Raw genomic sequence first — 25,312 nt, 5'->3', positions numbered from 1 at the left:
TCCACTCCATTATGGCTGTTATATCTTATGTCTATTAAAATTGCAGTTGCAGGCACAGGCTATGTAGGCCTGTCCAACGCCGTACTCCTTGCTCAAAAGAATGAAGTTAAAGCCATCGATATTGTACCCCGCAGGGTAGATATGATTAACGACAGGCTTTCTCCCATTGCTGATACCGAGATCGAGAAATTTCTGGCTAACAAAACACTGAATCTTCGGGCGACAACAGATCCTCGCGAAGCGTATGAGAATGCAGAGTTTGTCATTATTGCCACTCCAACGGATTACAATCCTGAGACTAATTTCTTTGATACCAGCTCTGTAGAAGCGGTGATTAAAACCGTCATGGCTATCAACCCAGAAGCCACCATGATCATCAAGTCTACCGTTCCAGTGGGTTACACAGAGAAAATCAAAGATAAACTGAACTGTGAAAATATTATTTTTTCACCTGAGTTCCTGCGTGAAGGCAAGGCATTGTACGACAATCTACACCCTTCCCGAATTATTGTGGGAGAGCGTTCTGGCCGTGCCGAACGATTTGCACAACTGCTGATTCAAGGTGCAGAGAAAGAAGATATTCAGGTTCTGTTTACCGATTCTACCGAAGCAGAAGCCGTTAAGTTGTTCTCTAATACGTATCTTGCCATGCGTGTCGCCTACTTTAATGAGCTGGATAGCTATGCAGAAAGTCATAACCTGAATGCTCGACAGATTATTGAAGGTGTTGGCCTTGATCCACGTATAGGCAGCCATTACAACAACCCTTCCTTTGGTTATGGCGGTTATTGCCTGCCAAAAGATACCAAACAGTTGCTGGCTAACTATCAGGACGTGCCTAATAATATGATCCGGGCAATTGTTGATGCCAATACCACCCGTAAAGATTTCATTGCTGAATCCATATTACAGCAAGACCCTAAAGTAGTAGGTATCTACCGTCTGATTATGAAAACAGGGTCTGATAATTTCCGCGCCTCATCCATTCAAGGTGTTATGAAGCGGATTAAAGCTAAGGGGGTTGAAGTCGTAGTTTATGAACCTGTGCTGGAAGAATCCGAGTTTTACCACTCCAGGGTGATTAAAGACTTTGAAGCCTTTAAGCAAATGTCTGATGTCATAGTTTCTAACCGTATGGTAGAAGAACTGTCTGATGTCGCTGATAAGGTTTACACACGAGACCTTTTTGGTTCTGATTAAAATTACAGCATAATTTCAGAAAAATAGCTCTAATAGCCTTTCAATGATCTCAGTCAATTTTCGCTCATTAAGCGCTGCTACTTCCTTTTGAATAAGACTGTTATGAGCTGTGAAAAGTTTAGATGGTCGAGCAAAGCTGACCCTGTTCAAGCTACCGCTATTGAAAAAGCTACGGGGTCAGAAAAAGCTACGGGGTCAGTTCTTGCATTGTGCATCACCAAAAGCTACGCAAAAGCTACGGGGTCAGTTCTTGCATTGTGCATCACCAAAACTTAACTCGTTCCCACACTCTTCGTGGGAATGCATACTGTAGCTATTTCACACTCATGCATGGAAATGGGAGCGAGACAAGATTTATAGTCGCAAACTGTTGTGCCGCTAACCAATTTTCAAGACACCTTCGTCTCGTTTGATAAATGATTTTATAATCGCTTCGTTTTCTACCAGAATGGATTCTATAACAGCCAGTTTCACATTCCCTGTTGTAAGGTAAACCAGTTTTGGCGGATAGCCATACTGGGTGGCGTAGTGCAGAAAATCTTTGTCTTTGGTAACAATGGTCATCTGGTGTTTTTTTGCATAACACCAGATCTCAATATCAGGCGAGTTGTCCAGCTTTGAATGCAGAACATGCAGGCTTCCTGGATAGGTGTTATTGATTCTTGCAACAAGTTTTGGTGAAAGGTTTTCGTCCAGCAGTAGCATCAGGCGGCACCAGGTAACTGATTGGCTGCGTAGATCAATGCAGCCTTAATCTGTTCGGCCTGAAGATTAGGGTGTTCATCCAGTATTTCTGCTTGCGACATACCATGTGCCAGCATTTCAAGAATGTCAGTGACCGTTATTCGGGTACCCTTAATGCAGGGTTTTCCAAACCGTTTTACCGGATTAACTTCTATATGCTCTAAATAATCTTTCTTATTCATGGTTATCTCCTGGATGAGTCAATAAGCATTCTACAACGAGCCAGTAGCTCATATATCGTCTTTATATTTTAAGCACAGCACTACACAGCCTCTCCTATTCTAGTTGGAGTTGTTGAAACATTCCAAGTATGAAAGCGGAACTCCGGGGTCAGTTCTTACATCGTGCATAATCGATTAAATGAACCCCTTCACCACCCGAAAAGACTTTATTGCTGAATCCATATTACAGCAAGACCCTAAAGTAGTAGGTATCTACCGACTGATTATGAAAACAGGGTCTGATAATTTCCGCGCCTCATCCATTCAAGGTGTTATGAAGCGGATTAAAGCTAAGGGGGTTGAAGTCGTGGTTTATGAACCTGTGCTGGAAGAATCCGAGTTTTACCACTCCAGGGTGATTAAAGACTTTGAAGCCTTTAAGCAAATGTCTGATGTCATAGTTTCTAACCGTATGGTAGAAGAACTGTCTGATGTCGCTGATAAGGTTTACACCCGAGACCTGTTTGGATCTGATTAAAATTACAGCGTAATTTCAGGAAAACAGCTCTAATAGACTTTTAATGATCTCAGTCAATTTTCGCTCATTGAGCACTGCTACTTCCTGTCGAATAAGGCTGTTATGGGCTGTAAAAAGCTTAGATGGACGAACAAAGCTGACCCTGTTCAAGCTACCGCTATTGAAGTCTGCCTGTTTAATAGAAATAGCGGTTGGATCAGAGTACGGTTTGCTGGTTATCTGGCATAGGATAACGTCTCCTTTACTGACCTGCGCCAACACCAGTGCGGGGCGACGTTTGGTTGCCGTTAAATCCGAAAAGGCTTTGGGGTCAGGGCTTTGGGGTCAGAGGGCTTTGGGGTCAGTTCTTGCATCGTGCATAAAACTCACTACCTTTAGTGGCTCATTCTATTGAAAGAGTCTTATTATGAGCCGCCCTCTACGATTGGAATATGCCAGAGCTTTATATCACGTCACCTCCAGAGGTAATGAACGGAAGCCGATTTTTCTGAAGGAAGATGATTTCAGGTCGTTTCTTGCAGTGCTGGATAAAGTGTGCCAGCGCTTTAATTGGGTGCCCCACTCCTGGTGCCTTCTCCTCTTCTCAAGAGTCAAGGCTTTCATCAGACATTCGCACCATAAACTCTTCAGGAGTAAAAACCGGGAGTTCCGATAATGCAAAGTCTTTTATGTTTCGGGTGATAATGGCATCCGCTCCGGCCTTTATTGCGGCACTGTGCAGTACGCTACCTTCGTAGTCTTTGAACCCGCTATTCAGGGCAAGAAGCAATACCTGATAATCCACCGCAGCAATCTGATAAATTTGAAGCAGCCTTTTGATAGCGACAGTACCTTCATCTTTGCCAATGTTTTTACAAGCCAGATAATGAATGGTGGTCAGGGTGGTGGCACAGAGCATGCCGCTAACTGCTCTGCGCTCAACTTTGCCCATGATCAGGGTTGAGTTTTCAACAAAGGGAGCCCGGTCAAGAAGTACATCCAGAATGACATTGGTATCCACCAGAATATTCACAGGTATTTGTCCTCCAGATGTTGTTTGTAGCTCTTTTCATCCAGATCTTTGCCTGTGCCGGACAAAATGCCTTTGAGGCTTTGGGTTAAAGGTGGAAGTTTTTCTTCGGTACCGGATTGATTGGTCAGTTCACTAAAATAATCGGCTACCAGCTGAGACAACGACTTGCCGTGTACTGAGGCATAAGCCTTGGCACTTAGTACCAGCTCAGCTTCCATTCTCAACGTCAGTTTTTGCATGTTTATCACCTTGCCGTATAATTTTTTAAAAGTATACGTCATGCTATGCAGACAGGTGCTGAATTTTAAAATTTTTATTGTTTTTATGTGTGGAATCGTAGGCGCAATCGCGGACTCCGGGGTCAGTTCTTGCAAAGTGCATAGACTGTTCACCAGAGTTTCAGTAGTGGAAGCGACATTGCAGTATAAAAAGGTTTTCGCTGTTGTAGGAATAGACCAGTCTATGCTCCTGATCTATTCTTCGCGACCAGAATCCTGAAAAGAATCCTGAAAAGTTATCTTTCAGGGGTTCCGGTTTCCCAGTCCCCTCGAAGGGTGTGCGCATACATTCTTTAATGAGCTTTCTCAGTTTTCTGGCCTTTTGTTTGTCGTTATCCATCCAGTATTGAGAGTCTACCCATGCCTCTTCAGACCAGCTTAAAGTGACTTTTTTTGTTGTGCTCATAATTCAGGCAAGTCTCGACGGATACCCTTATTTGCCTTAAATTGTTCTGCAGCAGATTGTAAGCGTCGGGCATTTTCAGAAGAAGATAGCAGATACAGCGTTTCCATAAGACTGTCGTAACTTTCTTTCGACATAACGACCGCGTCTTGCGCATCACGCCTGTGGATTACGGTGTGGGTCGCATCATTAACGACGCTGTCCAAAACGGATTTCAGGTTTTTCCTCATTTCTGTGTAGGACACTACGTTCATTGTTTGCCTCTCCATACTTGTACATAATTATGTACAAGTATAAGTGACTTTTATTTTCTGCAAGTCCTGTACTCCGAACTCCGGGATCAGTTCTTGCATTGTGCGTAATCATAATCATTACTTGCCCCAAGTTGCTTAAAATACAGTCGCTCTATGGAACTTATGTCATAAATGATAATACCAGTTGATGGTAAGGACGTTGGCAATAGTAGTCATCAGACCAAAAAATGTGATGATGTACTGTCGGTTAATGGACCCCATTTCTGAGCGTACCCCGGCTATTTCGGTGTGCAGCTCTGAACGCAGGCTGCTTATTTCGGTACTTAAAGCCTGATAACTTCGCTCGCTCTGTAGCTGCACCTGTATAATGGCCTCTTGCATCACCAGAACGTCTTTCTTGCTGGCGTTGTAGTCAGGATCAAGTGAAGCACTGACTTTTGCTGCCAATTCATCATCAATGCCTATGCGTTTCAGTTCCGAGTAGAGCGAATTTTCCATAACTACCTCAAACATCACAGAACCACAGCATAGATCAGGTGTGAGATTATGACCTCCTGACAACAGGCACTCCGGGGGCAATTTTTGCACAGTGCAATTGATTGAATGATTACTTTCACCACCCGTAAAGACTTTATTGCTGAGCCCATATAACAGCAAGAACCCAAAGTAGCTGGTATCTACCGTCTGATTATGAAAACAGGGTCTGATAACTTCCGCGTCTCACCCATTCAAGGTGTTATGAAGCGGATTAAAGCCAAGGGGATTGAAGTCGTAGTTTATGAACCTGTGCTGGAAGAATCTGAGTTTTACCACTCCTGGGTGATTAAAGACTTTGAAGCCTTTAAGCAAATGTCTGATGTCATAGTTTCTAACCGTATGGTTGAAGAACTGTCGGATGTTGCTGATAAGGTTTACACCCGTGATTTGTTTGGCTCTGATTAACGTTCACAAAAAGTCTTCAGGTTTTGCAAACAATTGTACAGGGATGTGTTTTTGATAATGAGTAAAGTCGTTGTCGGTAGTCAACACAGGGATATGGTATTTTATGGCTACTGTGGCAATCAGGTAGTCTGTATGTGAGCCTTGAATACCCTTGCTTCTGCACATATTTGAGTAGATCGCCGCCTGTATGTAATCAGCAGGTTCTATGGACAGTAGCTCAAAGGCTTTCAGCTTGGTTTGCAAACGGGTAAATTGCTCTGTATACCGTATTCCTGTTAACACTTCTTGCAAAACAGGGCCAATCATGACTGCACGGTGCTGCCTGATCAGTCTTTGTAGAATTAAAGCTTCTTCTGATAGAGGGGCATCTGTTTTCTTCCGCCTTAAGGCAGCAGACCAAACGCAGGTATCAACAAGTACCATGATTAGCGACGTGCCTTTTTATTGTGTTGGTCAGTTTCATAGTCAATTGCCCCAAAGTCATCCAACAATTCAAGCTGTTGTCTATGTCGAACAAATTCTGCTAATGCTTCGTTAACCGCCGCTTTTTTTGTTTTGTAGCCACCTAATTTTTTTACCTGTGCAATCAGGTCATCATCAATAGCAAGGTTGCTTGGCATGAATTTATCTCCTGTATTGTTTACACATTGCTTTACACACTTTCAGTTTAGTCCTGTCAGACCTCAGATTCCAAGTTTTCGTACATAATCCACTTTTGAATGAGTCCACCCTTATGTCAGAACACATTAAGAAAGCCGTATTCCCCGTAGCAGGAATGGGCACTCGTTTCCTGCCGGCTACCAAGGCGTGTCCGAAAGAGATGCTGCCTGTAGTCGATAAACCACTGATTCAATATGCTGTAGAAGAAGCTATTGCTGCAGGTATCACTGATCTGATCTTTGTCACTTCCTGGACCAAACGCCCTATTGAAGATCACTTCGATAAAAACTTTGAGCTTGAATATAAGCTGGAAGAAGCAGGAAAACAGGAGCTGCTGAATACGGTAAGAAATATATTGCCAAAAGGCGTTAACTGCTTTTATGTCCGCCAACAGGAAGCTCTTGGTTTGGGCCATGCGGTTTTGTGTGCCAAAGATATCATCGGCAATGAGCCTTTCACCGTACTTCTGGCTGACGACATGATCTACTGTGAACACACACCTTGTCTGAACACGATGATTGCATTGGCTAAAGACGCTCAGAGTTCTGTCGTTGCTGTTGAACAGGTACCGATGGAGCGGGTGAATAAGTATGGTGTGATTGACCCCATTAACGTCAGTGACCGTCTGTATAAACTCAAGGGCGTTATTGAAAAGCCTGCTGTTGAAGAAGCGCCTTCAAATCTTTCTATTGTGGGCCGTTATGTCCTCCAACCCCGTATTTTTGAGTTACTCGAGAATACCCCGCGTGGCGCCGGTGGTGAAATTCAGTTGACTGATGCTATTGCCGCCCTGATAAATGAGCAAACTATTCATGCTTATGAGTTTGACGGTATCCGTTACGATTGCGGTAGCAAGCTGGGGCATATGAAAGCAAATGTTGAGTACGCTTTGCGACACCCTGAGCTGAATGGTGCGTTCAGAGAGTACCTCTACTCGATGTTAGAAACCGATTAATTTAATTTTTTAGCTGAATCACCACTGTAAGTATGAAACTAGCCATAGCTGCAATATTTAAAAATGAAAAGCCCTATATCCTGGAATGGCTGGCTTTTCATCGCCTGATGGGGGTCGATCAGTTCTTCATTGCTGATAACATCAGTGATGACGGCTCGACAGAACTACTCCTTAAGCTACACGATGCAGGTCTTATAACTCGCATTCCATTTCCTACTGTTGATGGAAAAGGGCCTCAGTTACCAGCTTACAATAAAATTCTTGGTAATTATTGTGAGGATCTGGACTTACTAGCGTTCATTGATGCTGATGAATTTATAGTTCCTTCAGAAGGTATGAGTATACGTCCTTACCTAGTACCTTTGCTCAAGGATGAAAGTGTAGGGGCTATAGCTTTGAATTGGGCAATTTATGGCTCCTCTGGTCATATTGAGTATGAAGATCACCCTGTTATTGAACGTTTTACCCATCGTGCCAGACAGCAGACCGGAACAAACCGGCATATCAAGTCTCTGCTTAAGCCTGCGTATTGTGAAAGAATGCTAAACCCTCATAAAGTTCAGTTGAAAAGAGGAAAATACGTTAAAGCAAATGGAAGTACATTTTCTTTTTATGAAAAAAACAGGCATGGCTCTAGCGATAGCGTGGACTGGGAGCCACTACGCGTTAACCATTATGTCATCAAGTCATTTGACGAATTCAAAAACCGCAAACAGCGCCGTGGCAGGGCAACGGTAAACGAATTGAGACGAGATGGCTTTTTTAAGGCCCATGATATGAACCATGAACCTTGTAAGGACATGGATCGATTCTATGAGCCTGTCAAACGTGAAATGCAGAACATTCAATATCAGCTGGCGTTGGCAGAGTATTCCAACAGTAACAAAAAAAAACCTGGTTTTTTGAGTAAAGCCTGCAGGAAAACAGGAGTCATTGGTCGCTGGGTTGACCGGAAGCTGGAATACACACTACTACCTTGCTCTGATATTAAACCTTCAGAATCTACAAGGTTTAACTGGCAGGCAGTTGGCAGTGACCCTGGATTTATGGCTAAGCGCCATGGAGCCTTACCCAAAGGCTGGTACATGCTTACTGTAAAAGTAAAAAGTGATAAGGCTCGTTTGAATGGCAAATTGTATGTCAATTATGGATCAGGGATGTCTGAAGAGACCGCTATAAACCTGCCACTTAAGAACGGAGCTTTAATGAAAAAGGTTTGCTTTTTCCCGGAAGCAGCCCGATCTATTCGCTTTGATCCTGCTGATGAAGCATGTTGTTTTAACATTGAAGTCCTAGAGTTTTCAAAGCTTACCAAAAATTATGCTCGTAAGTTGATACTTAAAAAAATCAAATCTGTCAGAATGAGTACTCTTCCATCTAATCTAAGTCATATAGATTTGTTGAAAAGTTATGAAGAGCTTTTCATTTTTTCCAGAAGATTAGAAAACTATTCTGAATGGGTTCAGCTTAACGAAGTTTTTAGAAAAAATTCTGAATTTATTGTAGAAAAGCAGAACTCCTTAAAAAAAAAGATAAAATTTGATCTAGCCTTAATTTTTCATGAATCTGATGAACCATCAAGCAGTGTTATCGATGCAGTTGTAAATCAGAGTTATAAGGATTTTCGACTTTCTATTGTTCATAATAATCAAACTGAAAAGCTATCAAAGCTCTATAACAAGTTAACGGATGAAGAAATAAACTACTTCCCACATATAGTACGGAATGGTAATTTATCTGCTTGCCTTAATAATCTTATTTCTGATTCAGATAGTGATTATCTAACAATACTTGACTCTCGAGATACTATTTCCAAACATAGTTTATTATTTTTAGCGGATAAAATTCAGAGAGAACCCGATATTCAAATCCTCTATACAGATGAAGATCTAATTGATAAGGATGGTAAACGCTCTAAACCTCACTTTAAATCAGATTGGAATCCTGATTTATTTTACAGTGATGATTATATTTCTGATTTTGTAACTTTTAAAATAGAACAGCTGAAAGCCATTGGTGGTTTCAGGACAAATCTGGAGAGCTTATATATTTATGATGCGATATTACGTGCCTCTGACAGCCTGGACTCTAGCCAGATAGCTCGAATACCAGAGATCTTAGTTCATAAGAAAAAAAATAAAGAAAGCCATCTTTCACATGCTGATCTGATAAAATCAGGCCAAAAGAGCAGATCTGATTTTTTTGCTCAGAAAAAAGAAAACATTAAAATCAGCTATCAGAATGAAAAAGCAAACTATCGCATTCAATGGCCAATACCTGAGAATAAACCTCTAGTTAGCCTACTGGTTCCTACACGTGATGGCTACGATATTCTAAAACAGTGTATCGACAGTATTCTGTCTAAAACCAGCTATCAAAACTATGAAATCATAGTGCTGGACAACCAGAGTGAATGTTTAAAAACTCTGAGTTACTTTCATGAAATCAGCTTGAATGACAAGGTCAGAGTGCTGGCTTATGACTACCCTTTTAACTATTCAGCTATTAATAACTTCGGTGTAAAGCATGCTAAAGGCAGTATAATTGGGCTGATCAATAATGATATTGAAGTCATCTCAGGTGACTGGCTAACTGAAATGGTCTCGCATGCAATAAGACCTGAAATCGGATGTGTTGGAGCCAAGCTGTACTACGCTAACGACACTCTACAGCATGGAGGGGTAATCTGCGGGCTTGGTGGAGTTGCCGGGCATTCGCATAAGCATTTCAAGCGAACTGATTCTGGTTACTTTAACCGATTAAACTGTGTTCAGACCTTATCTGCTGTTACTGCTGCAGTACTTCTATTGAGAAAAGACATCTTTCTTGAAGTGGAGGGACTGGATGAAAATAACCTGGTCGTCGCTCTGAATGATGTAGACCTATGCCTTAAAGTCCGTGAAGCAGGTTATAGAAACCTATGGACGCCCTACGCAGAACTCTATCATCATGAATCCATTAGCCGTGGACTGGATGATACGCCTGAAAAGAAAGCTCGATTCGAAAAAGAATTTGCTTTCATGCAAAAAAAATGGAAAGGAAAAATAGAATCAGATCCTTTCTATAACCCTAACCTGACTCATACAAAAGAAGACTTCTCTCTTAGAATCTAATCTATGCTAATCAGATTCAGATCCAAACCAATTCTTTTCACTGCATCAAAACAATATTCTGCAAAGTGGAACGGAGAAGTGGTTATTATCGGCAAATCTATTTCTCCAACGGTTGATTTCTATTTTCGAAACAGAAGTCATCAGGTTCAGAAATATACAGAGATTGATGTTAGCCGAGATGACTGTCTGTCACAGGTAACGGCTTCAATCACAGCCGGCTGTCTAATTGTTCTGGTCAGAGATGTTCCTCTCAGTATTTTAGAGCACCTAACAGATGCTTCCGTAATGTGCTCAGGCGTCATCTGGTTTATTGACGACGATATACCGGGTTCGCATCTGGATCACACTCTTCCAAAACCTTACCGTAAGCGTCTATCTTCATGGTACAAAAAGGCAAAGCCACGGCTAGAAGCTGTTTGTGACAAAATCTGGGTTTCCACTACTCATCTGGCAGAGAAATATCAGTTACCGGCAGAGGCGGTCCTCTCCCCTTCCCAGATTGACAAAGAAAAACTGCCGTTGATTCGATGCTTTTATCACGGTAGCAGCTCCCACCGGGAGGATTGGAAGTTTGTAATGAAGGTTATTCAAAAAGTCCAGTCACGTAACCTGAATACCTGGTTTGAACTCATCGGAGATCATTCATTATATAAAGCGGCAAGAGGTATTCCTCGTATACAGATTCTGCATCCCATGCCCTGGCCTGACTATCTGACCATGACGTCTACCAGAACCATGGATATTGGTTTAGCTCCTTTAATGGACACCTCATTCAATCTGTCCAGATCCCATACTAAAATGTTGGATATTTGTCGCCAGAACGCTGTGGGAATATACTCTTCTCGCTTCCCTTTATCTGATCAAATAAGGGACAACAATGCAGGCCTCATTGCTGAAGATACGGTAGATGCATGGGTAGAGGCTATTGAACAGCTTATGGTCATGGATAAGCAGGATGTACTGACCAATGCGAACCGAATGATTTTGAACATTGACTCTTCAAGCCGCGTTCTTAATCAAGCAGTCTGAGCACTTCGGGATATAGATCGATATTAGTGATGCGCACTCTAATTCTCGACAATCTCGACAATACTGTACCTACTTTCTCCTTACAAAGTATTCATCTGCCTTCTAATTTTATTTCTATCGAGTATCAGTGACTTTCTTGCAGCCTTCTTCAATGACAGACCCGGCTTTTATCACACTTTCTCGCGGCATCAGTAAAGCAACTGAGTTATCTGCTCTCTTACAATGCAATCAGATAGAGCAGAAAAAGCCGTATTCAAAGATCCAGTCGTCTCATGTTGTACTTGGCTGGGGGAAGAAGCCCAACACGACTAAAGCTATTGCACTGGCAAGTCAGCATAATATTCCCTATTGGCACCTGGAAGATGGCTTTATCAGCTACCTGGGCCACCCTGCCCTGGGTGATAAACGCTTTTCACTGATCGTTGATAAAAAAGGCATCTACTACGACGCTACAGCCTCATCCGACATCGAAGATTTGCTGAATAAGCCTGATTGGCTCACGCCCGAACTGGAACAACGTTCAGTCAATCTTCTGGATCAGATCACCCGTAACAGGATCAGTAAATATAACCATGAGCCTAATCTTTCTGATTCATCAATTTTTGAACCAGAAATGCCCAGAGTGCTCGTTGTCGATCAAACCTATGGTGACTGTTCGGTCACATTTGGTCTGGCAGACGACGCCAGCTTTAAGGAAATGCTAGAGGCTGCTCTTTCAGAGAACCCTGATTCTGAAGTCTGGGTTAAAGTTCATCCTGATGTTGTTCTGGGTACCAAAAAGGGTTACCTCGGTAACAATCTGCCAGATCACCCAAGAATTCGTATTCTTTCCGACAGGGTTAATGCTCAGTCTCTTTTCCCCTATTTTGAAAAAGTCTATGTGGTAACCTCTCAACTGGGGTTTGAAGCACTCTGGCACAATAAACCCGTCGTTTGCTTTGGTGTACCTTTTTATAGTGGCTGGGGGTTAACTGACGACCGGGTTCCCTGCCCTCGTAGACAACAAACGCATACTATTGAGAGTCTCTTTGCAGCCGCCTGCCTGAAATACACCCGTTATATTGACCCGGAAACATTTGAACGCTGTGAACTTGAAGATATTCTCGAACTTATCCCTCTGCAGAGAGCGTTACGAAACCAACCGGTTAATACGCTTTATGCTGTAGGCTTCAGCCTCTGGAAACGAGCGTTTCTGAAGAGCTTTACCCAGGCTATTTCAGAAAAAATTCTGTTTGTGAAATCACTGCAGCAAGCTGAAGCAAGGGTAAAACCTGGGGATGGTATTCTGATTTGGGGTGCCAAACATCATGACTACAAGCCTGAACCACACATTCAACTGTTTAGAGCGGAAGATGCCTTTATTCGCTCAGTAGGCCTTGGTGCAGAACTTCGCAGGCCCAGTTCTTTAATTTTGGATCAGAGCGGTATCTATTTTGATGCCTCACGTCCCTCTGATCTTGAGACAGCGATCAATTCTATTGATCTGGACAAACAGCAATTAGCTCGAGCAACGGCTTTACGTAAAACATTAAGAGATCAGCGAATCAGCAAGTACAACCTTCAAGGTTCTCAACAAAGTCTATTTAAAGCTTGTAGGTGCGATCAACGAAAAATACTGATTACGGGTCAGGTGGACAGCGATGCTTCCATTCAATGGGGGAGTCCTGAGCTCTCCTCCAACCTTGAACTGATTCAGGCAGTTAGGGCTTATGCACCTGATGCATTCATTGTGTACAAGCCTCACCCTGATGTGCTTTTAGCAGGGAGAGAGGGGCATATTCCTGAAAATACCGCTTTGAATTGGGTTGATCATGTGGTCACTGATGGTGATATTTTTGACTGTATTGAACAATGCGATGAGTTGCACGTAATGACATCTCTGGCAGGTTTTGAAGCCTTGACACTTGAGAAAACGGTCCATTGCTGGGGCCAGCCGTTCTATGCAGGCTGGGGGATTACTATTGACCATTTAACCTGTCTGAGGCGTCATCGCAAACGAACCTTAGATGAATTGATTTACTTTGCTCATTGCTATTACCCCACCTATATCAATTGGAAAACCAGACGATATACAACACCTGAGAGGGTTATTCGATTGATTCAGTCCACCCGTACAAGGGGTAAAAAAACATCCAGTAACTGGCTGGATCGTAACCTTCGCAAAGCCCGATACCTGCTCGAAGCTTTTAGACATTAGAGCACTCACTTACTCAATTCATTATTTTATACGCCGACTCTCCCACTACCCACTACCCACTACCCACTACCCACTCGATTATAGATTTATAATCAATTATGCTAAAATCTGCACATTACACGACTATAGATGAACGACTAAGGTCAAGCACAGGGACCATGCTCAGGCTATGACTGAATCCGCTGTACTTTTTTTGCAGGGTCCACTGGGACCGTTTTTCAAGCAGTTGGCACGCACCTTCTCAAAGGCCGGTTACACTACTCATAAAATCAACTTTAATGGGGGCGACCGGCTTTTTTCATGGGCCCATGTTCAAACCCAGTATAAGGGTAAGCCCGCTGACTGGGCTGCATTTCTCAAACAATACCTCATTAAACATTCTATCGAAGCGGTCTTTCTCATGGGAGATTGCCGTTATTATCACAGAACCGCCAAACCGGTTTGTGATGCACTCGGGGTAAAATTCTGTGTGTTCGAAGAAGGTTATTTAAGACCTGATACCATCACCTTGGAACCCCAAGGCGTTAATTCGTTGAGCCAGATGGCGCTTAATCGTGAAAAGCTGGAAAAAGTAACCCCTTGCTCTGCTAAATCCAGTCAGTCCATAGGCGGTACAATGAAGCGAAGGACTGTCTACGCTGCTTTTTATTATTGGGCCAGTTGTTTCTTCAGGGACGAGTTTTCAGAATACCGACACCACAGAGCATCTCATCCAGTTAAAGAAGGTTTTTACTGGCTAAGAGGTTTTGCCAGAAAATGGCTTTTTAAAAGCTACGATCAGCAAATGCAATTTCGTCTGGATAACGAGTTTGATCAGCGATTCTATCTGGTCCCGTTACAAGTTCACGATGACTCCCAGATGATTTTTCACTCACCTTATGAATCGGTAAAAGCCTTTATTCAGGAGGTAATGACCTCGTTCTGGAAGTATGCCGATTCCGATAAAATTCTCTGCCTGAAGCACCACCCTATGGACAGGGGTTACACCGATTACGGTCAGTTCATTGAATCGCTGGCTACACAGCTGGGGATTCAGGACAGGGTTCTTTATTGTCATGACATCCCACTACCCGACTTGTATCATCATACCTGCGGAGTCATCACGGTAAACAGTACGGTGGGGATCTCGGCATTACTGCATCACTTACCCACCAAGGTTATGGGCAGAGCCTTTTATGACATTGAAGGCATTACTCACCAGGGGTCACTGAAGTCCTTCTGGAGCAACCCTCAACCTGTAGACCGTCATTTGTTTAAACAGCTGCATACTTTCCTGTTTCAGAAAACACAGATCAACGGCAGTTTTTTTAAATACTATGATCTCACATGCAAAAACAGTCTTGCTTTTTACGAAGCACACCTGAAACCAATTTCAATCACTCAACACTCTGAGCAAGACACTCACTCCCCCTCCACTGTCGCCCCTTCAACATCATCTCCATACAGCAGTGCTGCCTAACAGCACTGCGACCTGTTCTCCTCATAATCATCCCTATTCATTACTCTCCGATACTATTTCTATCTACAGCCATAACCAGGCTGTAATCGATCACGCCATTCTACCAAGCCCCCTGTCTGGCAATAGTCTATTTGGCAATCTCTTATAAAGTTCCGACTTTGTTGAGCGATACCCAATGCATGGACGCCACCAAGATAATAATATCCAGGGGGAAGTGTATGAATAGAGCGTTTGCCAGCCTGTGCTTATCAACCATGCTGTTGATCCAGACACAGACCACTCAAGCAGAAGACCTTGTTCCTGATGGCGTCAATGTAACCTATGGCCAGTACCTTGCTGTTATATCAGGTCGCTCTGCGGACTACACCAACCTGCGTCTGGGCATTACCTGGGACTGGAAAAAACATTTTTATCAATCAGAAAGCCTGTTGCTGAGCAGTTATTTCGAATTGGCTGCCAGCTCCTGGAAAAGCAATCTTACGGCAAAAGACAATCCCAGCCCCGATGGCAAAGATAAAGCGACTGCAATCAGCTTTTCTCCGGTATTAAGAATGGCATTTCTTCCCAATGCCAGCTTTCATCCGTTTATAGATTTAGGCGTTGGGGCGGCCTATTTGTCTGAAAAAGACCTTGAAAAAGAGAAGAAATCCCCCATTAACATGGGCGGCCACTGGCAATTTGAGATTCGGGCCATGGCCGGGGTTGAATTCGGTTCCGATCAGCAATATGAAATCAGCTACGGCTGGTATCATTACTCCAATGCCGGAACCCAAAGCTTGAATGAATCCGTTGATTTTCATGTGATCACACTTGGCTACAACTGGTAGCCACTCAGTCAGCAGCATTCTGAATCAGTAGCTAGAATGGATACATCACGAAGTTCTGGTGTATCCCTATGGCTGCTGGTTTATCGACAATTATTGGTTTTTTTGCTGCTTGGATGCCTCACGAATCTCCCTGGGTAGAAATTGCTACCAACACCCCGGAGGATTTCAACCCTCAGTGTCGCTATCAGGTGGAGTTAGACCAAACCTGGTTCTTCGCAGCGGCCGTCAACAAAGATGCTCTTTTACTTACCCCCTATGGCAGCCTGGAAAATGCCGAGGCCTATGTACTTAAAATTGCTGCCGCCCAGAAAAACTCGTTAATCATAGAAAGCAGCAGAAGCACAAGTGAACAACCCCTTGGCTTTGAAACCATTCGCAGATGGTGCCCCTCTACCCCTGAAAAAGTAGACCTCAATAGAAACAGCAGCTTTAATCTTGACTGTTTCCACTGGATCAACGAGGAACAGGCATTTTACAATTACCTGCCCACCAGCTACGACAAAACCCAGCTTGAACTCATTCCCAAAGACTTCGACAGTCTTAAAACCGTATTGAAGGCCAACATTCAGTCCGACAGAAAAAATACCACCGTTGTTCAGAAAGCGGATGGGCTACCCAGCACAGTGCGCACCAACACCATACTCAGTCAGTGTCAGAACGTTGAATGGAAGGAATTTCCTGATCATGACTCGACCAAGAAAGTGATTGAAGAAGCCAAGGACGGAAAGCTTCAGGCAAGTAGCTTCAGCCGGGATTGCTTCTATCGGGTACAGCTGGACAACGACCCAAGCTGGCAAACCGCTTTTGGAACCGATAATGGCGGCTTCACGCTCTATATCAACACTTATTTCCCAGACTCAGTGACGGGCACCCAGAAAACCATTGACTGGATGAGTGCCGACCAATACACCCGAACACGAAAAGGAGAAGAGAAAACCACGGGCAACGTTAAACGCATTCAATACTTTTGCCCTCAGTAATCCATAGCGTCTAAAGCAAAATCTCAGAGTTCAAGCTTACGCCGGCCTGCCAATGCGTGAGCCAGTGTGCCTCCATCGACATATTCCAGCTCACCACCCAGCGGCACACCATGGGCTATCCGGCTGGCTTCTACGCCCATACTCTTGAGTTCTTCTGCAATATAATGCGCCGTTGCCTCACCCTCAACAGTGGGGTTTGTAGCAAGAATCACTTCTTTAACCTTGTCTTCAGCGACTCTATCCAACAAGTCGGTAATCCCAATGTCGTCAGGCCCAATACCATCGATAGGGGACAGGTGCCCCATCAGAACAAAGTAGCGGCCAGAAAAACCGCCAGCCTGCTCCAGAGCCATTACATCCGAGGGGGTTTCTACCACACAGAGTGTTGCTTTTTCTCGACCAGGGTGACTGCAAATATCACACAATTGACTCTCACATAACGTCCTGCAGGAATGACAACGCCCCACTCCTTCTGCCGCTTCGATCAATGCTTTTGCCAGACGAAGTGCTCCATCCCGATCTTTTTCAAGCAGATGCAAAGCCATTCGCTGAGATGATCTGGGACCCACCCCGGGCAGACAACGCAGGGATTCCATCAATTCCTTGATTAGAGGACTGAACATAGATGCACTCAAACTCCTGACAGGGCACACCCAGGATGGATAAGCCCTGAAATCAAACGACTATCGATTGATAGCTATCCCCATCGCCTTTGGGTATATAGCTCATGAAACCATGAATATTTAGAAAGGCATTTTGAAACCGGGAGGAAGTCCCATGCCCGAGGTCAGGCCACTCATTTTATCCTTGCTGTTTTCTTCCACTTTACGCACTGCATCATTAACAGCAGCAGCCAGCAGATCTTCCAGCATTTCCTTGTCTTCTTCCATCAGGCTGGGATCAATATCCACTCGCTTGACATCATGACGACCGGTCATAACCACTTTCACCAGGCCTGCACCAGATTCACCAGAGACCTCAGCATTAGCCAGTTCTTCCTGGATACGCTGCATGTCTTCCTGCATTTGCTGGGCCTGTTTCATCAGGTTACCCATACCGCCCTTAAACATAAGAACTCCTTTACGTTAACGTTTTGCTCATCGACTCAAAACTGTCATGAGCTGAGAAAAGCGATGAACCAAAGATACTCAAGGCTATCTGGATTATAGAAATCCGACAGCCCATCACTTAATGACATTACCAACAGGCTGAATACTGTCTTCAATGACTACAGCCGAAAACTGATTAATCAGACTTTGTACGTGCTGATCATTAAAAATACTGGCGTGAGCCTCAGCCATTCTTTCAGCAATCTTACGCTCTCGCCAGACAGCAGGTGTTTCTGCCTGTACCTGACCAATCTCAACCTCCAGCCTTAGAGGTTGTTCAAAATAATCACTCAGTGCTTTTTCAACACGCTGACGATGAGTGTCGTTGTATAGCGTACTTCTTCCGCTATCCAGGCGCAGATTAATCCTGCCTGCTGAATGATTGACGTACTCACAATGAGACGCAATAGTTCTCGTCACACCACCCAGGGGCAGATTTCTGAATACAGGCACCCAGGATTGAACATCCAGATCCGCCAAAGAAACCCTTTCTTCAGGAGACAAGCTCTGAACAGGCTCTTCTTCTACTGATACCGATTCAACCTTTGGTTCAGTAACGACTTTTGATGCCAGTTCAGATGCATAGGCTTCATAGGTTGATACGGGTGGAGGAACATCGTCGTCTCCCTCTGCATCCTGATAGGCCTCTAATGGAGGCAGAGCCTCAGTCACGCTGTTAAGTTCAGGCCCAAACTCTTGAACGGGTGCTGGTGCTGGTGCTGGTGCTGGTGCTGGTGCTGGTGAAAAATCTTCTGGTAATGGATTTTCTGCAACACCCGTCACTGCCTGCTCTGAGCTCACAGGAACAGGCGCGCTTTCTGCAACGGGAGGACGCATTACACTGCCAGAGTCACCCGACTGGTAAGCCATTGCGTCTGATTTCAGACTCGTAGCCTGTTCAGGTTTGGCAGGCTCAGGCTCTGGATCAGGCGAAGAAACGACAGGCTCAGAAGCTTCCGATTGACCCACGACTTCACGCTGAATACCCTGTGACGCTGGAATGGCAACAGGTTCTGGCCTGAATGCCAGCATCCTGAGCAAAGCCATCTCAAACCCACCTCGTGGATCAGGAGCCAGTGGCAAATCTCTTTTTCCGACCAAACCTACCTGATAATAAAGCTGCACATCTTCAGCCAGCATATGACCAGCCAGCTCAAGTACCTGCTCACGGTCTCCCTGACTGTTATCAACCGCTTCCGGAACAGCCTGTGCAATAGCAATCCGGTGCAACATGGAAAGCATATCGTCCAGTACCGCAGCATAATCAGGGGAATGTTCTGCAAGCGCTGCCACTGCATTCAATACTTCTGGAGCACCTCCGGAAGACAGAGCCCTGACCATTTTCATGACCTGGCCCTGATCGATGGTGCCGAGCATGGCACTGACTTCCTGCTCGCTCACCTGCCCATTACCAAAGGCAATAGCCTGATCGGTTAAGCTGAGAGAGTCTCGCATGCTGCCATCTGCGGCTCTGGCCAACTGCCAGAGTGCCGGACCGTCGAAAGGTATGGACTCCTGACCCAGAATATTTTCCAGATGGCCAACGATCCTTTCCGGCGTCATGTTTTTCAGTCCAAACTGCAGACAGCGAGAAAGAATGGTCACAGGAAGTTTCTGTGGATCAGTGGTCGCCAGCAGAAATTTTACATGGGGAGGAGGCTCTTCCAGCGTTTTAAGCAATGCATTAAAACTGTGCGCCGAAAGCATGTGCACTTCGTCAATCAGATAAACTTTATAACGACCCCGGGTGGGTGCGTACTGAACGTTATCTAACAACTCCCGGGTGTCTTCCACTTTGGTTCTGGAAGCCGCATCGACCTCAATAAGGTCAACAAAACGCCCCTCATCAATTTCACAGCAGGCAGCACACTGCCCACAGGGAGTAGAACTGACCCCCGTCTCACAATTGAGACATTTGGCAAGAATCCGGGCAATAGTCGTCTTCCCTACACCCCGGGTGCCCGTAAAAAGATAAGCATGATGAAGCCGATCCTGGTCTAACGCGTTGACCAGAGCCTGCAATACGTGAGTCTGGCCTACCAGTTCTTTAAAAGAACGGGGTCGCCATTTGCGCGCAAGAACCTGATAGCTCATTGAAAAGCTTGGATACCGGTAACAGAAACTGAGGACTCTATGCTAACCAAGATAACGAAAGAATGCACGGCTCACAGGAATCATATAAGAGATATTACAAAGGCAGGATAAAGAAGATCAGACAACGTCCAAAAATTTTATACATATGGAGGCAAACCCTGCCAGCCACACCCCGGCACATGGTGTCACTGCTACCGTTGCTCCCTTCCGGGCCTGGCGGAGTTCACAGTTGACCATTGCGAGGGGACCGACAGGGCCCACCACAAACAGACGTCTCGTCTGGATGCAGCGCATTTTCCACAAAACACCCTGCCTCGTCAACCACTTATAACGACTCATGCCCTGAGCCACGGTCATAAACATCAACCCAGCGGTTCACATGGGTCAATAGTACTGCTTTGTACTCTTCAGTCTGCCGATGTCTGACTGTGTAAACCATCGACAAAGAAAGAACGTTCTTTTTACCTCTGGAAACAGAAGGCTGAACGAGAATAGATAACTCGGTCAGTCTTCTGGTCGGGCTTCCTTCAAGAGAACACTGTTTTCAACTGCTGAACGAAATCAGGATCCTGGCACATAATCTTTTCAGGATTATCCGATAACTTGGCGACTGGAAGACCATTCACTTCTACCAGCTTGAGAACGATATTGGGTGCAGAGAATCCGAGGTCATTGGTCAGGTATGTGCCTATCCCAAAATTAACATTCACACGGCCTTCAAAATGGCGATAGATAGACACCGCTGTTTCAAAGTCCAGCTTATCACTGAAGACAAATGTCTTTGACCTGGCGTCAATACCCAGCTTTTTATAATGAGCCAACGCCAACTCTCCCCACTTTACCGGATCGCCTGAATCATGCCTGATTCCTGCATAAGCATGAGCCATGGTTTCATCAAAATCAGCCAGAAAAGCCTTCATACTGATGGTATCTGTTAAAGCAATCCCTAACTGATCGCCGTACTCATCCAGCCAAACCAGCAACGCCTCTTTCTGGCTATGCAGCAGACTACTCCCCACTGCCTGATGTGCCTGCAGCCATTCATGAGCCATTGTGCCTACAGGTTTTAATCCCAGCGTTCTGGCCAGATGCAGATTACTGGTGCCACTAAAACAATCCAGCTCAGTCATCAGCTTTTGTACGACATAAGTATGCCATGGTCCTGAGCACCTGCGGCGGGTACCAAAGTCCACCAGCCCAAAACCTTTTTTTGAACTAAACAGTTCCCGCTTGAGAAAATGAATTTTATCATCCAGTCGATGCTTACCTTCATGCTCAAGCTCTCTATTCAAAAAGCTCCGGCTATGCAGCTCACTGACTATGGCAAGTATGAAAATCTCAAAGTGTGTAATCTCTGCCCAATTACCACTCACTTCAATACTGAGTTCTCCTCCAGACCCGGAGATACTTACCTGCTCAGGATCAAGACTAAAATCCTTTAGCCACTGAACAAACTCAGGCTTTATAAAAGGAAGCCCTCCCAGCCATTGAAGCTCTTCGTCCTGCAACCGCAGATGCTTCAGAGCATCCACCTCTCTTCTCAGATCGACCAGAGAAAAATTCAAGCGACCTGAGCGACAGCGAAAAGCCATTTTTGCTTGCGCTTCAGGATACCTCAACCTCATCGCTTGCTGCATGGTGTACTTATAAAGGTCGGTATCCAGCAGACTGGTTATAATCGGTTGCAGAACTTCCACTCAATGACTCCAGTTTGAAAGGCATGGTTCATCCACGACCTTAATCTCATCACTATTGTTAACAAAAACCGCACCGGCAGATTGCATTTCCTGACAGGCTGAATGACCGGTATCAGATGACAACATTCGTGTAGCTGCAAGATTGACAATAACCCTGAAGCCTGACCGCAATAGCTGAAGCACAGTTACTTTTACACAGTAGTCCAGAGCCAAACCACCGACAACAACTGTCTTGACCCCTTTGCTGAGCAGAAACTCAACGACACCTGTTGAACGCTTTTCGGCATGATCATGAAAGCAGGCACCATAGGGGTGAATATCAGGCTCTATGCCTTTCCAGACAAAAAAATCATACTCAGTAACCGCAGGCAGACCTTCCAGTAATTCAAAACCAAAAGTGCCCGGCACCGCATGAATGTTCCAATGCAAATCAGAATTTTCGAAACCCACGACAGGAGAGAGCTGAGGACGCTTGCTGGTCGCAGCCCAAACCGCATTCTCAGGGTGAGCATCTTTAGAGCCAAGGCGGTACTGTGCCAGTTTGGCCTGGCTGTTCAGAGCATCCGTTATTTCATGCCCATCTGGCACAGGGAGCTCGTCAGGACACAGTGGCGTGAAGCAATTTTGAGCATCGACATCAAAGGCTGCCACACTGCTCCTGGGACCAATATTGATCATATCTCCTCCGTGACAAAATGAATTATGTTCACTAACATAGTGAAACAGGTTCACTAACCTGTCAAGCATGGCCAGATCAACCGAGGTCAAGATACAATGTTGTCAAAAAGCAAAACTGGCCAGGACCTATGACAGGATACCGATCAAACCCAGTTACAAAAGTGGAAATGGAGAACCCTATGAGCCTGAGCACAGCGCTCATTTCTGTAGATGTCGTTACCTTTCAGGTGATTAATGGCCAGCTGATGCTGCTGGTGAAAGAAAATCACGGAGCAGATGACCAACCTCTTTATATGCTTCCTGCAGGTCGCATAGAACCCGACCATGACGGCTCCCTCGATGATGCTGCCAAAAGACAGCTTAGAATCTATTCTCAGCAGAACATCTCGCATCTGGAGCAAGTAGAGACTATTGGCAGCCCCGACAGAGACAGTCGTGGCTGGTCACTCACTGTCGTTTATCTGGCATTACTGTCCAGCCTTGAGACATCAAAGACCAGTCAGAATACGCGCTGGATAAGCATGACAGATGAATCAACTGATCTGCCACTGGCATACGATCACAGCAAACTGGTCTGCAAAGCTCTGGATCGCCTGAAAAGCAAGATTCAGTACAGCTCTCTACCGGTCTATCTGCTTCCCGAGGAATTCACCCTCTCTGATATACAAACTGTATTTTCTGCGGTGCTCGACAAAACTCCACCAATGCGATCAATTCGCAACCGTTTTCTGAAAGAAGATCTGTTGATCGACACGGGTAAACAAAGAAGGGGAAGTAACCGACCTGCAGTCTTATATAAGGTTAATAAGAATTCTCAGACCTGGCTGTTCGACAGGCTCTATTTGAGTACTCAGTGATTGATTGTGGCAATGATTTTCATACCAAAGGTAACGATATCATTGCCTTAAAACCAGCTGGTCATAGCCTTATCCTGCTGATAGATATCTTCTCTAAATCGAACTCTGCCTGACTCATCTGGCCAAGCGGTAAAATAGACAAAATAGATAGGCACCGTCTTCAACAACCGTCGCTTGTAGGTCAGCTCTTCCGGTACAGGCTTATGCACCCAGGCCATAGACTGTTCTGTAAAAATGGTTTGAATCAGGCCAGCAATCCCTTCAACACGGGTGCAGCCTGAACTGAAGCTTCTTCTACTTTCTTTAAACAATTCAGGCTTATCCGTGTCGTGAAGATAAACACCATACTGATTGGGCAAATCCAGTTTGAACCGCCCCAGCCTGTTTACTTCACTGGGCTGCTGCTCAAGTCGGTAACGGAATGTTCTGGGGGTCAGAGCCTGCCAGTTGATTTTATCGATAGAAACAACCGGTGCGCGATCATCCCAGCTTTCATAAACGACAAAACCTTCACGCTTTAGAAAGCCCGGCTCTTTCTTTTCTGCTCTTAGCATCGAATGAGCGGCTATCGATTGCGGTACCTTCCATACCGGGTTGAAAGTGACGCTTTCAATCTGATCATTAAACACTGGCGTCTGTTTGTATCGAGTTCCGACAATAGCCTTATGCATCACCTGTTTTGACTTACTCTTAACCCAGGCAACATTGAATCCGGCAATATCCACTCGAATATGGGGATAGGGTAATTCTGATGGCAACCAGCGAAGGCGCTCCAGGTTTGCTTTGAGTGTTCTGATCCTTTGATGGGTGATCGCCAGTAACGCCTGGCGCGTCATAATACCCAACCTTCCATCCGGCCCAAGATCGAACTTAAGCTGAACTTCTGTCAGAACATCTTTATGTGATTGCGTGTAAATATCACCTTCCAACTTTTCCACCAGGTCAAGATCCATTAACCACTGATTCAAACGAGCCACGGCTGGATGCTGGTCATCTTCAAAGAAAATCAGATCATCAGGAAACTCTTGATCGGCCATCAAACTCCAAGCCTTCAGTCTTTTCAGACTGCTTATCAGAGCCTGATATTGAGGGAGACCAGGCTCAAGATGCTTTAGATCCTGAATAGAATACTTAGAGGAGTGATTCTTTTTTACTCTGGATTGATCTTCTATGCGCCAGCCTGGCTGAAAAAGGTTTTTGTCCAGACGCCCCTGGTCCACATAAAAAGCGTATCGATGAACCATGCTTTGAAGAACTTCAGAAGAAGGGTTGGAAACAAGACGCTGCCAATCCTGATCTTCAACCGAAATTCCCTGATCAGGCAACCCGGCAATCCAGTTAATATAAGCAGCATTTTCAGCCTTGGCGGTAAGAGTAAATACAATCAGCATTACAACCCATCTACGCATGATATCCTCGTCTACAGCTATGCCAAGGAGCCTGTCGGACTTAAGACAATTTCAGACTCGAAAGCTTAAGTCCGACAGGCTCCTCGGGCACAAAGTCAGGTGGCTTTATAAAGACTAAAGAGAGACCATAAGGACTGCGCAAAAAGGAAGACTAACCCGCCGACCAAGTGAAGATAATTAAAACAGGTGGTTATTCACTAAACCCAGAGTGACAAAAAACTGCCGAATCACAGAAACACATTCATTCAAGACAGAGGGATATCGTGGATCTTTCATTTTACTGACAGGCCAGAGCACCATATGACTTGTTCGCACCTTCTCATGGCAAACACACTCTAACTACGAAGCTGCACCTTATTAGTCGAAAAGAACTTCGACTGAGCATGATGTAACAGTGGGTGCATTTATTCTCACACAACAAAAGCAAGAGAGAGTGTTACCTGCGATTCCAAACGTGACGTAACACTAAGACAAACCACTCAAAAATCACCCCTCCCACCCCACTCTGAACAAATAAAAAACACAACAAGATAAGTATTGATGCGTATCAATTTACAACTGGCACGTATTATGCATAATAGCCATCCGTAGCAATCAGCCAGTCCGGAGAAGGAAGAACGGATAGGTAAATTGATTGTGCTGTTTATTTACACCATAAAATTTTGTTTTGCATCGACAACATTATCATTCAGCAAGACACATTATTTTTCGCTAAA

At 44.7% G+C, this 25,312-nt stretch carries 24 protein-coding genes, 1 other RNA gene and 3 pseudogenes; 11 read left to right on the top strand and 17 right to left on the bottom strand.

Going from position 1 to position 25,312, the window contains the following annotated elements; genetic code table 11:
* Positions 1-33: 33 nt before the first annotated feature.
* A complete protein-coding gene (locus tag GZ78_RS25275; RefSeq protein ID WP_034842873.1) occupies positions 34-1,200 on the top strand; it encodes a nucleotide sugar dehydrogenase in 1,167 nt (388 codons plus the stop codon).
* 378 nt (positions 1,201-1,578) lie between these two features.
* Here GZ78_RS25275 and GZ78_RS25270 read toward each other — a convergent pair whose 3' ends face one another.
* On the bottom strand, positions 1,579-1,905 hold the full coding sequence (locus tag GZ78_RS25270; protein ID WP_051786539.1) for a DUF5615 family PIN-like protein: 327 nt from the start codon (positions 1,903-1,905) through the stop codon (positions 1,579-1,581).
* On the bottom strand, positions 1,905-2,126 hold the full coding sequence (locus GZ78_RS25265; protein ID WP_034842665.1) for a DUF433 domain-containing protein: 222 nt from the start codon (positions 2,124-2,126) through the stop codon (positions 1,905-1,907). Before GZ78_RS25265 ends, GZ78_RS25270 begins: the two co-directional genes overlap by 1 nt.
* A 193-nt stretch (positions 2,127-2,319) precedes the next feature.
* Here GZ78_RS25265 and GZ78_RS25260 point away from each other — a divergent pair.
* Positions 2,320-2,643: pseudogene (locus GZ78_RS25260) on the top strand (UDP binding domain-containing protein); the annotation flags it as partial.
* 15 nt (positions 2,644-2,658) lie between these two features.
* Here GZ78_RS25260 and GZ78_RS31095 read toward each other — a convergent pair.
* The 6 genes and pseudogenes from GZ78_RS31095 to GZ78_RS25235 all read right to left on the bottom strand — a co-directional run.
* A pseudogene (locus tag GZ78_RS31095) lies at positions 2,659-2,913 on the bottom strand (type II toxin-antitoxin system PemK/MazF family toxin); the annotation flags it as partial.
* Between the two features lie 313 nt (positions 2,914-3,226).
* Positions 3,227-3,655: a PIN domain-containing protein gene (locus GZ78_RS25255; RefSeq protein ID WP_034842661.1), complete on the bottom strand. Its 429-nt coding sequence runs from the start codon at positions 3,653-3,655 to the stop codon at positions 3,227-3,229.
* On the bottom strand, positions 3,652-3,894 hold the full coding sequence (locus GZ78_RS25250; RefSeq protein WP_034842871.1) for a DUF6364 family protein: 243 nt from the start codon (positions 3,892-3,894) through the stop codon (positions 3,652-3,654). Before GZ78_RS25250 ends, GZ78_RS25255 begins: the two co-directional genes overlap by 4 nt.
* A 160-nt stretch (positions 3,895-4,054) precedes the next feature.
* A complete protein-coding gene (locus GZ78_RS25245) occupies positions 4,055-4,339 on the bottom strand; it encodes a Txe/YoeB family addiction module toxin (protein ID WP_034842659.1) in 285 nt (94 codons plus the stop codon).
* A complete protein-coding gene (locus GZ78_RS25240; protein ID WP_034842656.1) occupies positions 4,336-4,590 on the bottom strand; it encodes a type II toxin-antitoxin system Phd/YefM family antitoxin in 255 nt (84 codons plus the stop codon). Before GZ78_RS25240 ends, GZ78_RS25245 begins: the two co-directional genes overlap by 4 nt.
* A 165-nt stretch (positions 4,591-4,755) precedes the next feature.
* Entirely contained in the window at positions 4,756-5,103 is a 348-nt protein-coding gene (locus tag GZ78_RS25235; RefSeq protein WP_081870041.1) for a hypothetical protein, read from the bottom strand.
* Positions 5,104-5,208: 105 nt separating this feature from the next.
* On the opposite strand from GZ78_RS25235, the pseudogene GZ78_RS25230 reads away from it, so the two are divergent.
* A pseudogene (locus GZ78_RS25230) lies at positions 5,209-5,532 on the top strand (UDP binding domain-containing protein); the annotation flags it as partial.
* Between the two features lie 3 nt (positions 5,533-5,535).
* On the opposite strand, the gene vapC reads toward GZ78_RS25230, so the two are convergent.
* Positions 5,536-5,955: a type II toxin-antitoxin system VapC family toxin gene (gene vapC / locus GZ78_RS25225; RefSeq protein WP_051786538.1), complete on the bottom strand. Its 420-nt coding sequence runs from the start codon at positions 5,953-5,955 to the stop codon at positions 5,536-5,538.
* 2 nt (positions 5,956-5,957) lie between these two features.
* Positions 5,958-6,152 carry a type II toxin-antitoxin system VapB family antitoxin gene (locus GZ78_RS25220; protein ID WP_034842646.1) on the bottom strand — a complete coding sequence of 65 codons (195 nt, stop codon included), beginning with the start codon at positions 6,150-6,152 and terminating at the stop codon, positions 5,958-5,960.
* Positions 6,153-6,265: 113 nt separating this feature from the next.
* Between GZ78_RS25220 and galU the strand changes: the two genes are divergently transcribed.
* From galU to GZ78_RS25185, 7 genes are all read left to right on the top strand, one after another.
* Complete coding sequence (gene galU / locus GZ78_RS25215; protein WP_034842644.1) at positions 6,266-7,147, top strand: UTP--glucose-1-phosphate uridylyltransferase GalU; 882 nt, start codon at positions 6,266-6,268, stop codon at positions 7,145-7,147.
* 32 nt (positions 7,148-7,179) lie between these two features.
* Positions 7,180-10,260 carry a glycosyltransferase gene (locus GZ78_RS25210; protein ID WP_081870040.1) on the top strand — a complete coding sequence of 1,027 codons (3,081 nt, stop codon included), beginning with the start codon at positions 7,180-7,182 and terminating at the stop codon, positions 10,258-10,260.
* 78 nt (positions 10,261-10,338) lie between these two features.
* Positions 10,339-11,289 carry a glycosyltransferase family protein gene (locus GZ78_RS25205; protein ID WP_152558951.1) on the top strand — a complete coding sequence of 317 codons (951 nt, stop codon included), beginning with the start codon at positions 10,339-10,341 and terminating at the stop codon, positions 11,287-11,289.
* 136 nt (positions 11,290-11,425) lie between these two features.
* Positions 11,426-13,486, top strand: coding sequence for a capsular polysaccharide biosynthesis protein (locus GZ78_RS25200; RefSeq protein WP_236631689.1), 2,061 nt, complete (start codon positions 11,426-11,428; stop codon positions 13,484-13,486).
* A gap of 169 nt (positions 13,487-13,655) precedes the next feature.
* Positions 13,656-14,945: a capsule biosynthesis protein gene (locus GZ78_RS25195; RefSeq protein ID WP_051786536.1), complete on the top strand. Its 1,290-nt coding sequence runs from the start codon at positions 13,656-13,658 to the stop codon at positions 14,943-14,945.
* Positions 14,946-15,163: 218 nt separating this feature from the next.
* On the top strand, positions 15,164-15,772 hold the full coding sequence (locus tag GZ78_RS25190) for an acyloxyacyl hydrolase (RefSeq protein ID WP_034842638.1): 609 nt from the start codon (positions 15,164-15,166) through the stop codon (positions 15,770-15,772).
* 68 nt (positions 15,773-15,840) lie between these two features.
* Positions 15,841-16,752 carry a hypothetical protein gene (locus tag GZ78_RS25185; RefSeq protein WP_034842637.1) on the top strand — a complete coding sequence of 304 codons (912 nt, stop codon included), beginning with the start codon at positions 15,841-15,843 and terminating at the stop codon, positions 16,750-16,752.
* Between the two features lie 23 nt (positions 16,753-16,775).
* On the opposite strand, the gene recR is transcribed toward GZ78_RS25185, so the two are convergent.
* From recR to GZ78_RS25155, 6 genes are all read right to left on the bottom strand, one after another.
* Positions 16,776-17,375 (bottom strand): recombination mediator RecR, encoded by a 600-nt coding sequence (gene recR, locus GZ78_RS25180; RefSeq protein WP_034842634.1) that lies wholly within the window; start codon positions 17,373-17,375, stop codon positions 16,776-16,778.
* Positions 17,376-17,495: 120 nt separating this feature from the next.
* Positions 17,496-17,822 carry a YbaB/EbfC family nucleoid-associated protein gene (locus tag GZ78_RS25175; RefSeq protein ID WP_034842632.1) on the bottom strand — a complete coding sequence of 109 codons (327 nt, stop codon included), beginning with the start codon at positions 17,820-17,822 and terminating at the stop codon, positions 17,496-17,498.
* Between the two features lie 114 nt (positions 17,823-17,936).
* Positions 17,937-19,955, bottom strand: a complete 2,019-nt coding sequence (dnaX, locus tag GZ78_RS25170) for a DNA polymerase III subunit gamma/tau (RefSeq protein ID WP_034842629.1) — start codon at positions 19,953-19,955, stop codon at positions 17,937-17,939.
* Between the two features lie 156 nt (positions 19,956-20,111).
* Positions 20,112-20,208: signal recognition particle sRNA small type (gene ffs, locus GZ78_RS28560), an RNA gene on the bottom strand.
* 274 nt (positions 20,209-20,482) lie between these two features.
* A complete protein-coding gene (gene pncB / locus GZ78_RS25160; protein ID WP_034842625.1) occupies positions 20,483-21,652 on the bottom strand; it encodes a nicotinate phosphoribosyltransferase in 1,170 nt (389 codons plus the stop codon).
* Positions 21,653-22,330, bottom strand: a complete 678-nt coding sequence (locus GZ78_RS25155; RefSeq protein WP_034842860.1) for an isochorismatase family protein — start codon at positions 22,328-22,330, stop codon at positions 21,653-21,655. It abuts the gene before it with no gap.
* Between the two features lie 179 nt (positions 22,331-22,509).
* Here GZ78_RS25155 and GZ78_RS25150 point away from each other — a divergent pair, with 179 nt between their 5' ends.
* A complete protein-coding gene (locus GZ78_RS25150) occupies positions 22,510-23,187 on the top strand; it encodes an NUDIX hydrolase (RefSeq protein ID WP_152558949.1) in 678 nt (225 codons plus the stop codon).
* Between the two features lie 47 nt (positions 23,188-23,234).
* On the opposite strand, the gene GZ78_RS25145 is transcribed toward GZ78_RS25150, so the two are convergent.
* Positions 23,235-24,596 (bottom strand): L,D-transpeptidase family protein, encoded by a 1,362-nt coding sequence (locus GZ78_RS25145; RefSeq protein WP_081870038.1) that lies wholly within the window; start codon positions 24,594-24,596, stop codon positions 23,235-23,237.
* Positions 24,597-25,312 lie beyond the last annotated feature (716 nt).

The sequence above is a fragment of the Endozoicomonas numazuensis genome (assembly GCF_000722635.1).
Classification (GTDB): Bacteria; Pseudomonadota; Gammaproteobacteria; order Pseudomonadales; family Endozoicomonadaceae; genus Endozoicomonas_A; species Endozoicomonas_A numazuensis.
This window is presented reverse-complemented; position numbering and strand designations above follow the sequence as displayed.